Source organism: Cedecea lapagei (assembly GCF_900635955.1).
GTDB lineage: Bacteria > Pseudomonadota > Gammaproteobacteria > Enterobacterales > Enterobacteriaceae > Cedecea > Cedecea lapagei.
This window is the reverse complement of record NZ_LR134201.1, coordinates 3,941,866-3,956,801: the sequence shown is the minus strand read 5'-3', so window position 1 is coordinate 3,956,801 and position 14,936 is coordinate 3,941,866. Positions and strand designations below refer to the sequence as shown.

The 14,936-nt window shown below is 55.7% G+C and carries 15 protein-coding genes; 14 read left to right on the top strand and 1 reads right to left on the bottom strand.

Features of this window, described 5'->3' with window-relative positions:
* Nucleotides 1-5 precede the first annotated feature (5 nt).
* From EL098_RS19215 to yjjJ, 14 genes are all read left to right on the top strand, one after another.
* A complete protein-coding gene (locus EL098_RS19215; protein ID WP_126357646.1) occupies nucleotides 6-425 on the top strand; it encodes a DNA polymerase III subunit psi in 420 nt (139 codons plus the stop codon).
* On the top strand, nucleotides 394-837 hold the full coding sequence (gene rimI / locus EL098_RS19210; RefSeq protein ID WP_126357645.1) for a ribosomal protein S18-alanine N-acetyltransferase: 444 nt from the start codon (nucleotides 394-396) through the stop codon (nucleotides 835-837). Before EL098_RS19215 ends, rimI begins: the two co-directional genes overlap by 32 nt.
* Before the next feature lie 18 nt (nucleotides 838-855).
* Nucleotides 856-1,533 (top strand): pyrimidine 5'-nucleotidase, encoded by a 678-nt coding sequence (yjjG, locus tag EL098_RS19205; protein WP_126357644.1) that lies wholly within the window; start codon nucleotides 856-858, stop codon nucleotides 1,531-1,533.
* Between the two features lie 100 nt (nucleotides 1,534-1,633).
* Nucleotides 1,634-3,223, top strand: a complete 1,590-nt coding sequence (gene prfC / locus EL098_RS19200; RefSeq protein ID WP_126357643.1) for a peptide chain release factor 3 — start codon at nucleotides 1,634-1,636, stop codon at nucleotides 3,221-3,223.
* 315 nt (nucleotides 3,224-3,538) lie between these two features.
* Entirely contained in the window at nucleotides 3,539-4,150 is a 612-nt protein-coding gene (gene osmY / locus EL098_RS19195) for a molecular chaperone OsmY (RefSeq protein ID WP_126357642.1), read from the top strand.
* 134 nt (nucleotides 4,151-4,284) lie between these two features.
* Nucleotides 4,285-4,446, top strand: a complete 162-nt coding sequence (locus tag EL098_RS19190) for a DUF1328 domain-containing protein (protein WP_032299797.1) — start codon at nucleotides 4,285-4,287, stop codon at nucleotides 4,444-4,446.
* 123 nt (nucleotides 4,447-4,569) lie between these two features.
* Complete coding sequence (locus tag EL098_RS19185; protein ID WP_126357641.1) at nucleotides 4,570-5,643, top strand: patatin-like phospholipase family protein; 1,074 nt, start codon at nucleotides 4,570-4,572, stop codon at nucleotides 5,641-5,643.
* Nucleotides 5,640-6,416 (top strand): TatD family hydrolase, encoded by a 777-nt coding sequence (locus tag EL098_RS19180; RefSeq protein WP_126357640.1) that lies wholly within the window; start codon nucleotides 5,640-5,642, stop codon nucleotides 6,414-6,416. The genes EL098_RS19185 and EL098_RS19180 overlap by 4 nt, the downstream gene beginning before the upstream one ends.
* A gap of 169 nt (nucleotides 6,417-6,585) precedes the next feature.
* On the top strand, nucleotides 6,586-7,863 hold the full coding sequence (locus EL098_RS19175; protein WP_126357639.1) for a NupC/NupG family nucleoside CNT transporter: 1,278 nt from the start codon (nucleotides 6,586-6,588) through the stop codon (nucleotides 7,861-7,863).
* Between the two features lie 337 nt (nucleotides 7,864-8,200).
* Entirely contained in the window at nucleotides 8,201-8,980 is a 780-nt protein-coding gene (deoC, locus tag EL098_RS19170) for a deoxyribose-phosphate aldolase (RefSeq protein ID WP_126357638.1), read from the top strand.
* A 57-nt stretch (nucleotides 8,981-9,037) separates the two neighbouring features.
* Nucleotides 9,038-10,360 carry a thymidine phosphorylase gene (gene deoA / locus EL098_RS19165; RefSeq protein WP_126357637.1) on the top strand — a complete coding sequence of 441 codons (1,323 nt, stop codon included), beginning with the start codon at nucleotides 9,038-9,040 and terminating at the stop codon, nucleotides 10,358-10,360.
* A 52-nt stretch (nucleotides 10,361-10,412) separates the two neighbouring features.
* Complete coding sequence (gene deoB / locus EL098_RS19160) at nucleotides 10,413-11,636, top strand: phosphopentomutase (protein WP_126357636.1); 1,224 nt, start codon at nucleotides 10,413-10,415, stop codon at nucleotides 11,634-11,636.
* A 59-nt stretch (nucleotides 11,637-11,695) separates the two neighbouring features.
* Nucleotides 11,696-12,415, top strand: coding sequence for a purine-nucleoside phosphorylase (gene deoD, locus EL098_RS19155; RefSeq protein WP_126357635.1), 720 nt, complete (start codon nucleotides 11,696-11,698; stop codon nucleotides 12,413-12,415).
* Between the two features lie 150 nt (nucleotides 12,416-12,565).
* A complete protein-coding gene (gene yjjJ, locus EL098_RS19150) occupies nucleotides 12,566-13,894 on the top strand; it encodes a type II toxin-antitoxin system HipA family toxin YjjJ (RefSeq protein WP_126357634.1) in 1,329 nt (442 codons plus the stop codon).
* On the opposite strand, the gene lplA is transcribed toward yjjJ, so the two are convergent.
* Nucleotides 13,891-14,907, bottom strand: a complete 1,017-nt coding sequence (gene lplA / locus EL098_RS19145; protein ID WP_126357633.1) for a lipoate--protein ligase LplA — start codon at nucleotides 14,905-14,907, stop codon at nucleotides 13,891-13,893. The genes yjjJ and lplA overlap by 4 nt on opposite strands.
* Nucleotides 14,908-14,936: the final 29 nt, after the last annotated feature.

Genomic DNA, 14,936 nt, shown 5'->3' with positions numbered 1-14,936 from the left:
TCGCTATGACTTCCCCTTCCCGACGCGACTGGCAGTTACAGCAGCTGGGTATTACCCAGTGGGTGCTGCGCCGTCCGACGGCTTTGCAGGGTGAAATTGCGGTCTCTTTGCCGGCTGGCGTGCGTTTGGTGATGGTCGCCGAGGCGCTACCGGCGCTGAACGATCCGCTGGTGAAGGACATCTTACGCAGTATGGCTTTACGTCCTGAGCAAGTGATGCAGCTGACGCCGGAGCGCGCCGCGATGATGCCGCCCGACAGCCGCTGCAACAGCTGGCGCCTGGGCGTGGAGCAGCCGCTGACGCTGAGCGGAGCACAGCTCGCTTCCCCCGCGCTGGACGAGCTTTATCACAACGGCAATGCGCGACAGGCGCTGTGGCAACAAATTTGCGAACATGAACACGATATCTTCCCTGACGCCGAATGATTTGGCGGCGGCGTATGCCATTGAGCTGCGCAGTCATGCGTTTCCCTGGAGTGAAAAAACCTTTGCCAGCAATCAGGGCGAACGCTACTTCAATTTACGGCTCGACGTGGATGGCAAACTTGCCGCTTTTGCGGTGACGCAGGTCATTCTCGACGAAGCCACGCTGTTTAACATCGCGGTCGATCCGGCATACCAGCGGCAGGGGCTTGGAAAAGCGCTGCTTGAACATCTTATTCTCGAGCTTGAGAAGCGGGACGTCTTTACGCTGTGGCTGGAAGTCCGTGCCTCCAACGTTGCGGCAAGAACCCTGTATGAAAGCCTGGGCTTTAATGAAGCGACGGTGCGTCGCAACTATTACCCGGCAAAAGAAGGTCGGGAAGACGCGATCGTGATGGCGCTCCCCCTCGGTTAATGTTTAAAAGGTGTGTGGATGAACTGGGACTGGATTTTATTTGATGCGGACGAAACGCTGTTTACTTTTGACGCATTTGGCGGTTTACAGCGGATGTTTCTCGACTATAGCGTGACCTTTACCGCGGATGATTTCCAGGAGTACCAGGCGGTGAACAAGCCGCTGTGGGTGGACTACCAGAACGGTGCCATTACCGCGCTTCAGCTTCAGCTCAGGCGTTTTGAAGACTGGGCCGACCGGCTGAATGTGCCGTCTGCCGAGCTGAACGCCGCCTTTTTATCCGCAATGGCAGAAATTTGCGCCCCGCTGCCGGGGGCCGTGTCGCTGCTGAATGCGCTGAAGGGCAAGGTTAAACTTGGCATTATCACCAACGGCTTCACTGCGCTTCAGCAGATCCGCCTTGAGCGTACCGGCCTGCGCGACTACTTCGACCTGCTGGTTATCTCCGAGCAGGTGGGCGTAGCAAAACCCGACCGTCGTATTTTCGACTACACCTTTGAGCAGATGAAGCAGCCTCCGCGCGACCGGGTATTGATGGTCGGCGACACGGCTGAGTCCGACATTCTTGGCGGCATTAACGCCGGGATAGCAACCTGCTGGCTTAACGCCCATGGGCGCACCGCGCCAGAAGGGATCGAGCCGACCTGGCAGGTCACCTCGTTAAGTGAACTGGAGCAACTGCTGTGTAAGCCATGATTGTTGATTGTTAAACCCGCAATGATGGGTAAAATAGCCGCCAAATAACGTTCACTCGCCGCGTGGCTCAAGGCCGCGCGCACTTACAGAAGATGTAATTATGACTTTGTCTCCTTATTTGCAGGAGGTGGCGAAACGCCGCACTTTTGCCATTATCTCCCACCCGGATGCCGGTAAAACGACCATCACCGAAAAGGTGCTCCTGTTCGGACAGGCGATTCAGACCGCCGGGACGGTAAAAGGCCGTGGCTCCAGCCAGCATGCGAAATCCGACTGGATGGAGATGGAAAAACAGCGTGGGATCTCGATTACCACCTCGGTGATGCAGTTCCCGTACCGCGACAGCCTGGTTAACCTGCTGGATACTCCGGGGCACGAGGACTTCTCCGAAGATACCTACCGTACCCTGACCGCCGTTGACTGCTGTCTGATGGTGATCGACGCCGCGAAAGGCGTAGAAGATCGTACCCGCAAGCTGATGGAAGTTACCCGCCTGCGCGATACGCCGATCATCACCTTTATGAACAAGCTGGACCGCGATATCCGCGACCCGATGGAAGTGCTGGATGAGGTTGAGCGCGAGCTGAAGATTGGCTGCGCGCCAATTACCTGGCCAATCGGCTGCGGCAAGCTGTTTAAAGGGGTTTACCATCTTTATAAAGATGAAACCTACCTCTACCAGACCGGTAAAGGCCACACCATCCAGGAAGTGCGTATCGTGAAGGGGTTGAACAGCCCGGAACTTGACGCTGCGGTGGGCGAAGATCTCGCTCAGCAGCTGCGCGACGAGCTGGAGCTGGTGCAGGGCGCTTCTAACGAATTCGATCACGAGCTGTTCCTGGCCGGCGAGATCACGCCCGTGTTCTTCGGTACCGCGTTGGGCAACTTCGGCGTAGACCATATGCTGGATGGCCTGGTGGAATGGGCGCCGGCGCCGATGCCGCGTAAAACAGACACGCGCGTGGTGGAAGCAGCGGACGAGAAGTTCACCGGGTTTGTCTTTAAGATTCAGGCCAATATGGACCCGAAACACCGTGACCGCGTGGCCTTTATGCGCGTCGTTTCCGGCAAATATGAGAAAGGCATGAAGCTGCGCCAGGTGCGTATTGGCAAAGACGTCGTCATTTCTGACGCGCTGACCTTTATGGCGGGCGACCGTTCCCACGTGGAAGAAGCCTACCCGGGCGATATCATCGGTCTGCACAACCACGGTACGATTCAAATCGGCGACACCTTTACCCAGGGTGAGATGATGAAGTTCACCGGCATTCCGAACTTCGCCCCGGAGCTGTTCCGCCGTATTCGCCTGCGCGATCCGCTTAAGCAAAAGCAGTTGCTCAAAGGCCTGGTTCAGCTTTCTGAGGAGGGCGCGGTGCAGGTGTTCCGTCCTATTGCCAACAACGATCTTATCGTCGGCGCGGTCGGGGTTCTGCAGTTCGACGTGGTCGTTGCTCGCCTGAAAAGCGAATATAACGTCGAAGCGATTTATGAATCGGTGAACGTGGCGACGGCGCGCTGGGTTGAGGGGAGTGACGTTAAGAAGTTTGAAGAGTTCAAACGGAAAAACGAAGTGCAGCTGGCGCTGGATGGCGGGGATAACCTGACCTATATCGCACCCACCATGGTGAACCTGAACATTACCCAGGAACGCTACCCTGACGTGACTTTCCGTAAAACACGAGAGCACTAATTGCCTGACAGAACGCGGCGTCCGCCGCGTTCTTCATACTTTTCCTGTCTTTTGAATCCCTTGCGGAATTCTCTTAATTTCCTGCTAATCCTGCGTTATTGCCGCTTTTTCCATCGATTCGCCATGCAGTTTTATTATTGTGATCTATATTTAACACAGTGATGACCACTTTATTGGATAAAAGCTCCGGTAATTAACAATTGCATGGTGCGTTATTATCGTTTCCCCGGTTATCTCGATATTTATCGCTGTAATTTTCAGCCTGGCGGGAAGCGGGAACGCTCAAATGATGAGCAAAACTACAGGAATTAATCGATGACTACGACTAAGATTTCAAAAACTCTGCTGGCGGTTGTGTTGGGTTCTGTACTGGCAAGCACCAGCGCCTTTGCGGAAGAGACCCTGGCCAATAAAACGGAATCAACCGCGGACACGGCAGGGAAAAAAATCGATAACTCAATGGCCAAAGTCGGTAATTTCATGGACGACAGCGGTATCACCGCGAAAGTGAAAGCGGCGCTTGTTGATGATAAAAGCATCAAAAGTACCGATATCTCCGTGACCACCGAAAACAAAGTGGTCACCCTGAGCGGCTTCGTTGAGCATCAGGCTCAGGCCGAGCAGGCCGTTGCCACGGCCAAAAAAGTGGAGGGCGTGACCTCTGTCAGCGACAAACTCCACGTTCGCGACGCCAAACATGAGTCGGCGAAAGGCTATGCCGGTGATGCGGCAACGACCAGCGAGATTAAAGCGAAATTATTGGCCGACAGCATTGTGCCTTCACGCCACATTAAAGTGGAAACGACCGGGGGTGTAGTACAGCTGTCCGGTGAAGTGAAGTCCAACGCCCAGTCCGAAAAGGCCGAAAGCATTGCAAAATCGGTTGAAGGCGTTAAAAGCGTTAAAAACGATCTGAAAGTGAAGTAACGGCAGCACGCGAAACGTCTTCCCGGGCGGGTCCGGGAGACGTGAGTTCCACCATTAAAACACATTATCGCCTGCGGGTTCGCCATCCGGCACCCGTCAAGAAGCGATAAGATCACTATGGTTAAGGAGAGTCTATGTTTCGTTGGGGCATTATTTTTCTGGTTATTGCATTGATCGCTGCGGCTCTGGGCTTCGGTGGACTGGCGGGTACCGCTGCAGGTGCTGCAAAAATTGTCTTTATTGTCGGGATTATTCTGTTCCTGGTCAGCCTGTTTATGGGACGTAAACGCCCTTAGCCACGCTAGTCAGGTAACATACCGATACAAAAGCCAGTCCCTGTGACTGGCTTTCGTCGTTTTACTTAGCGAGCTATGGGTATAGGGTAGAAGCTCACAGCCACAGAATTTCAGGGAAGCAGGGTGGGACATCGTATACCCGTTACGCTCGGCAATATTGCGCCGCTTGCGATTAAACCTTTTCGTCCTGGAAAACTCGCTCTGATTTGTGAAGGGGGCGGGCAGCGCGGGATCTTTACGGCCGGGGTTCTGGACGAATTTATGCGCGCGGAATTCAACCCCTTTGATTTATACCTTGGCACGTCGGCCGGGGCGCAGAACCTGTCTGCCTATGTCTGTAACCAGCCGGGGTACGCCCGCCGCGTAATTACGCGTTTTACCACCACCCGAGACTTCTTTAGCCCGCTACGCTTTGCCCGCGGCGGCAACCTCATCGATCTCGACTGGCTGATTGAGTCCACCTCTGCCCGGCTGCCGCTTTCGATGTCCAGCGCAGACCCGCTTTTTGAACAGGGCAAAGAGTTCTTCATGTGCGCCTGCCGCAGCGACGACTATGCGGCAAGCTACTTTTCGCCAACCACGGATACCTGGCTTAATTTACTGAAAGCTTCCAGTGCTATTCCTGGCTTCTACCGTTCGGGCGTTGAAATTGACGGCGTTAGCTATCAGGATGGCGGCATCAGCGATGCTGTGCCGGTACGGGAAGCGGCAAACCGGGGCGCCGATACGCTGGTGGTCATTCGTACCGTGCCGTCCCAGATGTACTATACGCCGCAGTGGTTCAAACATATGGAGCGCTGGCTTGGCGACAGCAGCCTGCAGCCGCTTCTTAATCTGGTGCAGCATCATGAAGAGAGCTATCGTGATATCCAGAGCTTTATTGAGAAGCCGCCGGGTAAGCTGCGAATTTTCGAAATTTATCCGCCGAAGCCGCTGCTGAGTAATGCGCTTGGAAGCCGTCTGCCTTCGCTGACGGCAGACTATAAAACGGGTCGCCTGTGCGGGCGTTATTTCCTGGCAACCATTGGCAAGCTGCTGGTCGCGAAACCGCCGCTAAGGCGGCATTTGCCGCCCATTAACACGCCGGGCCCGCTGGTTATTCCTCCGGTGGCTGCGGCAAATGAATCACTGGTCAAACCGCTGGCATCAGGCCTGCAGGCAAATGATGCGGCGTTTGATAACGAGGATCTTGCGTGAGCTTTACGTTCTACGACACCCACTGCCATTTTGACTTTCCTCCGTTTAGCGGCGATGAAGCTCGCAGCATCGAGCTCGCTGCCGAGGCAGGCGTTCGTAAAATCATTGTGCCCGCAGTGGAAGCAGGGCGTTTTGATCGTATTCTTGCGCTGGCGCAGAACTACCCGGCGCTTTATGCCGCCATCGGCCTGCATCCGATAGTGATTGAAAAACACGATGAAGCCGGGCTGGCTGCGCTTGAAGATCGTCTGCGTCAAAAGCCTGCAAAGCTGGTCGCTCTCGGTGAGATTGGGCTGGATCTCTACCGTGAGGATCCGCAGTTCGACCGGCAAGAGTTTATCCTCGGCGAGCAGCTGAAGCTGGCGAAGCGTTACGATCTTCCGGTTCTGCTGCATTCCCGCCGTACCCATGACAAACTGGCGCTGCACCTGAAACGCCACAATTTACCGAGAACCGGTGTGGTTCACGGTTTTGCCGGTAGCCTGCAGCAGGCGGAACGTTTTGTTGCGATGGGCTACCGTATCGGCGTAGGAGGCACCATCACCTATCCTCGAGCCAGTAAAACCCGTGAGGTGATGGCCCGCCTGCCGCTTTCATCGCTGCTGCTGGAAACGGATGCGCCGGATATGCCGCTCAACGGCTGGCAGGGCCAGCCGAATCGACCGGAACGTGCAGCAAAAGTTTTCGAATCCCTGTGCCAACTCCGGTCAGAGCCGGCAGAAACCATCGCTAACGCCTTGAAAAAAAACGCAGACGAATTATTCGCCTTCTAACCAGTCGCCCCTAAGTGTGATGTTTGTCACCTTGCTGCGTAAATGTTTCTATATATTTCCTTCAGTACGTGATTGCTCCCGCAAATCCCACCCGCCTGTGGTTATAATCCGCGCGCTTAATGCGGGCTGGTAAAGCCCGTATCTTCCAGTTGATACACAGGGATACTGTATGCAAATACTTATGGGGTTGATCGGCATGGTCGTATTGCTGCTGGTCGCCGTTTTACTCTCCAGCAACCGCAAGGCCATCAATCTGCGTACCGTTATCGGCGCGTGGCTTATTCAAATCGGCATCGGGGCGCTGATCCTGTACGTGCCCGTTGGGCGCAAAGTCCTGCTCGCCATGTCTGAAGGGGTGGCAAACGTCATCGCCTACGGTAACTCAGGGATCTCCTTCCTGTTTGGCGGGCTGGTTTCTGACAAAATGTTTGAGCTGTTTGGCGGAGGCGGCTTTATCTTCGCGCTGCGCGTGCTGCCGATCATCGTCTTCTTCTCCTCGCTTATCGCCGTGCTTTATTACCTTGGCGTGATGCAGCTGGTGATCCGCGTGCTGGGGGGTGGCCTGCGTAAGGTGCTGAAAACTTCCCGCACCGAATCGCTGTCGGCGACGGCAAATATTTTCGTCGGCCAAACCGAAGCGCCGCTGGTCGTGCGTCCTTACATCGCCACCATGACCCGCTCCGAGCTGTTTGCCGTGATGTGCGGTGGTCTCGCCTCCGTTGCTGGCTCCGTGCTGGCAGGCTATGCGCAAATGGGCGTCCCGCTGGAATATCTGATCGCCGCGTCCTTTATGGCCGCGCCGGGCGGGCTGCTGTTTGCCAAGATCATGTTGCCTGAGACGGAAACGCCGAACGACGCGCCGGAGCTGGAGTCGATGAAAAACGATCCGGACCGCCCGGCTAACGTGCTGGATGCCGCCGCGTCTGGTGCTGCATCCGGGATGCAGCTGGCGCTGAACGTGGGGGCGATGCTGTTGGCGTTTGTGGCGCTGATTGCCCTGCTGAACGGCATGCTGTCCGGGATTGGCGGCTGGTTCAACTATCCTCAGCTCTCTTTGGAACTGATGCTTGGCTGGGTGTTCTCTCCGGTTGCCTGGTTGATTGGCGTGCCGTGGAGCGAATCGATGGTGGCGGGATCGTTTATTGGCCAGAAGCTGATTATCAACGAGTTTGTCGCCTACCTTAACTTTGGCGCTTACCTGAAGGATGACGCCGAAGTGGCGGCGGCGGGTCTGCAGGTGCTTTCCAGCCACACCAAGGCGATTATCTCCTTTGCGCTGTGTGGATTTGCTAACCTCTCTTCTATCGCCATCCTGATCGGTGGGCTCGGCAGCATGGCGCCAAACCGCCGACATGATGTGGCTCAGTTGGGCGTGAAGGCCGTGGCGGCGGGGACGCTGTCTAACCTGATGAGCGCCACCATCGCCGGGCTTTTTCTGGCGCTGTAAAGCGTAATAAAATGTTATTATAGTAACAATACACGGTCATTGAAGGCTGGCGCCCTGCCAGCCTTTTTCTGGCTACCCAGGGCAATTTAGCGCGTTATTTTGTTTCTTTAATCACATATACTCTCTGAAATATTGCAATTCACTCTTTGGCTTTTGTGAGACGAGACACAAAATTGCGTTGGTGCTGGGTGTTAAAATTCTAACATTGCAGCACGGCAATGTGCGGTGAGAAGGATCTCAACGTGAGGGCGACCCCCTCTTCTTCAGGGAACCAAGTCCGCTCCAACGTGTTGAGTTTCCCGGCCGGAGACTTATTTACCTTTTGTTGGAGAGCGTTATGACCGATTTAACCCAAAGCAGCCTGCGTGCGCTGAAACTGATGGACCTGACTACCCTGAATGAGGATGACACTAACGAGAAAGTCATCGCTCTGTGCCATCAGGCGAAAACGCCAGTAGGTAACACCGCTGCCATCTGTATCTATCCACGCTTTATCCCTGTCGCCCGTAAAACCCTGAAAGAGCAGGGCACGCCGGATATCCGCATTGCGACCGTCACCAACTTCCCGCACGGGAACGACGATATCGAGATCGCGCTGGCGGAAACCCGCGCCGCCATTGCTTACGGCGCAGACGAGGTGGATGTGGTATTCCCATACCGTGCGCTGATCGCCGGTAACGAGCAGGTTGGTTTTGATCTGGTGAAAGCGTGCAAAGACGCCTGTGCCAGCGCGAATGTACTGCTAAAAGTGATCATCGAAACCGGTGAGCTGAAAACCGAAGAGCTGATCCGCAAAGCTTCTGCTATCGCCATTAAGGCTGGCGCAGGCTTCATCAAAACCTCCACCGGTAAAGTACCGGTTAATGCGACCCCGGAAAGCGCCCGCATCATGATGGAAGTGATCCGCGATATGGGCGTGGAAAAAACCGTAGGCTTCAAACCAGCCGGTGGCGTTCGCTCCGCAGAAGATGCTGCTCAGTTCCTGGCTATCGCTGACGATCTGTTTGGCGCCGACTGGGCCGACTCCCGCCACTACCGCTTCGGGGCCTCCAGCCTGTTAGCCAGCCTGCTGAAAGCATTGGGCCACGGTGATGGCAAAAGCGCCAGCAGCTACTGATCTTCCTTTGCGGCGGACTTTCCGCCGCGCTTTACCCGCATTTCTCAGGGGGTTGCCGTGTTTCTCGCACAAGAAATTATTCGTAAAAAACGTGATGGCCTGGTACTGAGCGACGAAGAGATTCGCTTCTTTATCAACGGCATTCGCGACAATACCGTCTCTGAAGGGCAAATTGCTGCCCTGGCGATGACCATTTTCTTCCACGACATGACTATGCCGGAAAGGGTGTCGCTGACGATGGCGATGCGGGATTCCGGTACCGTGCTGGACTGGAAAAGCCTTAATCTCAATGGCCCGATTGTCGACAAACACTCCACCGGCGGCGTGGGTGACGTAACTTCGCTGATGCTTGGCCCGATGGTGGCAGCATGTGGCGGCTATATTCCGATGATTTCAGGCCGCGGCCTGGGTCACACCGGCGGTACGCTGGACAAGCTGGAGGCGATTCCGGGTTTCGATATCTTCCCGGACGATAGCCGCTTCCGCGACATTATTAAGGACGTCGGCGTAGCCATTATCGGCCAGACCAGCTCTCTGGCGCCGGCGGACAAACGTTTTTACGCCACCCGCGACATTACCGCGACGGTGGATTCCATTCCGCTTATCACCGCTTCCATTCTGGCTAAGAAACTGGCCGAAGGGCTGGATGCGCTGGTGATGGACGTGAAGGTAGGCAGCGGCGCATTTATGCCGACCTACGAGCTTTCAGAATTGCTGGCCGAGGCGATTGTTGGCGTGGCCAACGGCGCAGGCGTGAAGACCACAGCGCTGCTGACGGACATGAATCAGGTGCTGGCTTCCAGCGCGGGCAACGCGGTAGAAGTTCGTGAGTCGGTGCAGTTCCTGACTGGTGAATACCGCAACCCGCGTTTGTTCGACGTAACGATGGCGCTGTGCGTGGAAATGCTCATCTCCGGCAAGCTCGCCAAAGACGATGCAGAAGCCCGCGCGAAACTGCAGGCGGTGCTGGACAACGGCAAAGCGGCGGAGATCTTTGGCCGCATGGTTGCCTCGCAGAAAGGCCCGACCGATTTCGTTGAAAACTACGCGAAATACCTGCCAACGGCGATGTTAAGCAAAGCTGTTTATGCCGAAACGTCCGGCTTTGTCTCCGCGATGGATACCCGCGCGCTGGGTATGGCGGTCGTGTCGATGGGCGGCGGTCGTCGTCAGGCTTCTGACGCTATCGATTACAGCGTCGGCTTTACCGATATGGCCCGTCTGGGGGAATCCATCGACGGCGAACGTCCTTTGGCGGTGATCCACGCAAAAGATGAATCCAGCTGGCAGGAAGCGGCGAAGGCGGTGAGGGCGGCAATTAAGATTGACGAAAAAACGCCGCAGGAAACACCGACGGTCTATCGCCGAATCACCGAATAACGGTATACTGATCTGATCCCTATTTTTTAAAGCACAAGGTACGGAGAATAATATGAAACGTGCGTTTATTATGGTGCTGGACTCGTTCGGCATCGGTGCTACCGAAGACGCTGAGCGCTTCGGAGATGTCGGCTCTGATACCCTCGGCCACATCGCAGAGGCCTGCGCCAAAGGCGAAGCTGACAAAGGGCGTAAAGGCCCTCTGAACCTGCCTAATCTGACTCGCCTTGGGCTGGTCAAAGCTCATGAAGGCTCCACCGGCAAAGTGGCTGCAGGTATGGACGGTAACGCAGAAGTTATCGGCGCCTACGGCTGGGCACACGAGCTCTCTTCCGGTAAAGACACCCCGTCTGGCCACTGGGAAATCGCCGGCGTGCCGGTGCTGTTTGACTGGGGCTACTTCAGCGACCACGAAAACAGCTTCCCGCAGGAGCTGCTGGACAAACTGGTCAAGCGCGCCAACCTGCCGGGCTACCTCGGCAACTGCCACTCTTCCGGGACCGTGATTCTGGACGAGCTGGGCGAAGAGCACATGAAAACCGGGAAACCGATTTTCTACACCTCCGCTGACTCCGTGTTCCAGATTGCCTGCCATGAAGAAACCTACGGCCTGGATAAGCTCTATGAGCTGTGCGAGATCGCACGTGAAGAGCTGACCGAAGGCGGCTACAACATTGGCCGCGTTATCGCTCGTCCGTTTGTGGGCGATAAAGCTGGCAACTTCCAGCGTACCGGCAACCGCCACGACTTAGCCGTCGAACCGCCTGCCGCTACCGTGCTGCAGAAGCTGGTCGATGAGAAAAACGGCCAGGTGGTTTCCGTGGGTAAAATTGCGGACATCTACGCCAACTGCGGTATCACCAAAAAAGTGAAGGCCACCGGCCTCGATGCGCTGTTCGACGCGACCATCAAAGAGATGAAAGAAGCCGGCGACGACACCATCGTCTTCACCAACTTCGTTGACTTCGACTCCTCCTGGGGGCACCGCCGCGACGTGGCGGGCTACGCGGGCGGCCTTGAGCTGTTCGACCGTCGCCTGCCGGAGCTGATGTCTCTGCTGAAAGAGGACGACATTCTGATCCTCACCGCGGACCACGGCTGTGATCCAACCTGGCAGGGTACCGACCACACTCGCGAACACATTCCGGTGCTGATCTACGGCCCGAAAGTGAAAGCCGGCTCTCTCGGCCACCGCGAAACCTTCGCGGACATCGGCCAGACGGTGGCGAAGTACTTCGGTCTTTCCGACATGGACTACGGCAAAAACATGCTGTGATCCCTTTGGGCGGGCGTTTGCCCGCCTGATTGCTAACTTTTTAATTCAAGGAATACACAATGGCTACGCCACACATTAACGCAGAAATGGGCGATTTCGCTGACGTAGTACTGATGCCGGGTGACCCGCTGCGCGCTAAGCACATCGCGGAAACCTTCCTGGAAGACGCGCGTGAAGTTAACAACGTGCGCGGCATGCTGGGTTTCACCGGGACTTACAAAGGCCGTAAGATCTCCGTGATGGGCCACGGCATGGGCATCCCATCCTGCTCTATCTACGCTAAAGAGCTGATCACCGATTTCGGCGTGAAGAAAATTATTCGTGTTGGCTCCTGCGGCGCGGTACGCACGGACGTTAAGCTGCGTGACGTTGTTATCGGCATGGGCGCCTGTACTGACTCTAAAGTAAACCGTCTGCGCTTCAAGGATAACGACTTCGCGGCGATCGCAGATTTCGATATGGTTCGCAACGCGGTTGACGCGGCTAAAGCGCTGGGCGTTGACGCTCGCGTAGGCAACATCTTCTCTGCTGACCTGTTCTATACGCCAGATCCGTCCATGTTCGACGTGATGGAAAAATACGGTATCCTGGGCGTGGAAATGGAAGCTGCAGGTATCTACGGCGTTGCCGCTGAGTTCGGTGCGAAAGCGCTGACCATTTGCACCGTGTCTGACCACATCCGTACTCACGAGCAGACCACTGCGGCTGAGCGTCAGACCACCTTCAACGACATGATCAAAATTGCTCTGGAATCCGTCCTGCTGGGCGACAAAGAGTAAGTTTTTCTGCTCGTTTTAAAGGCGCCTGAGGGCGCCTTTTTTATGCCAGGTATCTATTCATTTTATTTCTTATTTTGACTTAATCTCCTTTACCTACCAGCTATTCAAGACTATAAATCAATTCAAGTATCTATTCATTAATCTATTCAAATGAGCGAGCTAACGGACCTTCTTCTTACCGGGCCTCTTCCAGCCAGAACGCTGGCCCAACGGCTGGGAATCAGTCAGGCGACTTTCTCTCGCCGGGTAGCGCTTGAGCCTGACGTTATCAAATTCGGTTCAGCTCGTGCGACGCTGTACGGATTAAGGCACCCGGTAAGGCAGCATCGCGAGTTTCAGCTATGGCAGATTGACGACGTCGGTAAAGCCTGGCCATTTGGTGTGCTTTATCCCGTGTGGCCAAAAGGCAGTTGCCTGGTTGTGCATCACAACGGCGACAGTCGCTGGTTTGACGGGCTGCCCTGGTACCTGACCGATCTCCGGCCGCAGGGTTTTTTGGGGCGGGCCTGGGGGCGTGAGTTAGCGAAAGACAGCGATTTGCCAGAAGATATCCGGCAGTGGCGAGAAGAGGATGTGCTGCTGGCGCTCTCTGTGCAGCGACAGGAAAATCTTGGCGGGTGGCTGGTTGGGGAGGAGAACTATCGTCTGTGGGCTGAGAGCGCGGCCCCAGAAGCTATTCCTCGTGATGAACGCCTGAGGGTTTACGCCGAGCTTGCTCACAGGGCAATAGACGGTGAGATTGTCGGCTCGTCTGCCGGAGGCGAACAGCCTAAATTCGCCTGCTACAGTGAAACGCTTCGCGGGCCACGGCATGCCATAGTGAAGTTTACCCCGGCCGTGCGGAACGATAACCAGCGCCGCTGGGCGGATTTGCTGGCTGCCGAGGCCAGCGCTTTAATGCTGCTAAATGAAGCCGGGATCGCTGCTGCACGGTGTGATTTCCTTTCGACGGACAGCGGGCAGGTCTTTCTCGAAGTTGAGCGCTTTGACTGCGTAGGTATTTTCGGGCGACGCAGTATTGTGTCTCTTGAAAGCGTGCAAAGCGAGTATGCAGCGGGCGTGCTTAGCTGGCCTAAAGCCGTTGCGCGTCTAAAAGAAGAGGGCATAGTTGAGGCCGCAACGCTTCGGCAGGTAGCGCGAATTTGGGCTTTTGGCAGGCTGATTGGTAACAGCGATATGCACGCCGGGAATCTCTCATTCTTCTTGTCCGACCGCCCGCTCGAGCTAACGCCGGTCTACGACATGCTGCCAATGGCGTGGGCTCCGGGCAGTTCGGGAAATATGCGGGAGGGGATCGTTGAAATTAATATTGATGCTGAAGTTCCAGGCGAAATATGGCTTGAGATGCAGTCGTGGGCGCAGCGTTACTGGCGACAGCTTAGTCTAAATTTGATGTTGAGCGAGCCATTCCGGCAAATAGCCGCGGGAATGGCTGAGCAAGTAGGCCAGTTAAGCGAGCGGCTTAAAAGGCTCGCTTAACGAATCGCCTGAGCAATCCACGCCGAAAGCTCTTTCAGCTCGGCTTCCTGTTCCGGGAAGCTGTAGATCAGCGTTTCACACTCCTGCTGCAGTAAAATACTGCGATACAGGCAGCCTTTTAGCCGGGTGGCCAGCGCCTCAAGCGGGGCCGGATTAAGGCTGTCGGTAAATACCTGTGCGCGGGTGATATGTCCTTTCTCTACGTCAAAATGGAGTTCGACGCCGCCCCAGGTAAAGCGGTTATCCAGCAGATGCGTAAAGGCCGGAGCCTGACCAAAATTCCACTCCCAGCTGCTCTGACGGGCAAAGGTGTCGGCAAAGCCCGGCAGGTCAGGCAGCGCTTCCGGGGAGATATGCTCCGCTTCAACTCGCTCGCCATAGTGGGCGAAGAAAGCTTCGGTCATCGCATCGGCAACCTGCTCGTGGGTTAGCCCCGGCTTGATATCGCTAAGGTTTGCAACGCGGCCTCTCACCGAGGTAATGCCTTTAGCCTGTAGCTTTTTGGGATCGGGATTGAGGTAGTTTGCCAGGCGACTAAGATCGGCATTCAGCAGCAGGGTGCCGTGGTGGAATCCGCGATCGATGGTTTCGCGATAGGCGGAGCCCGAAATTTTACGAGTCCCTTCGGCGGTTTCAACTTCAAGATCGTTACGCCCGGAAGCGGTGGCGTTAAGGCCAAGGTTTTCGAGCGCGTTCAGCACAATAGAGGTGGAAACGCTCTTGTCGTACTCCGGCTTACCGGCCATAAAGGTAAAGCAGGTATTGCCGAGGTCATGGAACACAGCGCCGCCGCCGCTGCTGCGTCTTGCCAGCCGAACGTTGTCCTGCTCCATTCTCCCGGTATTACACTCTTTCCATGGGTTCTGGGCGCGGCCAATGACCACGGTATCTGCATTTCGCCACAGGAACAGCACCCGCTGGGTGGCGGGCATCTGCCGAAAAATAGTCTCTTCAACGGCGAGGTTAAACCAGGGGTCGTAAGAGTCAGATATAAGTAAACGCAAAGTCGACATAGCAAAGATCCTTTTCCCAGAAGAAGAGG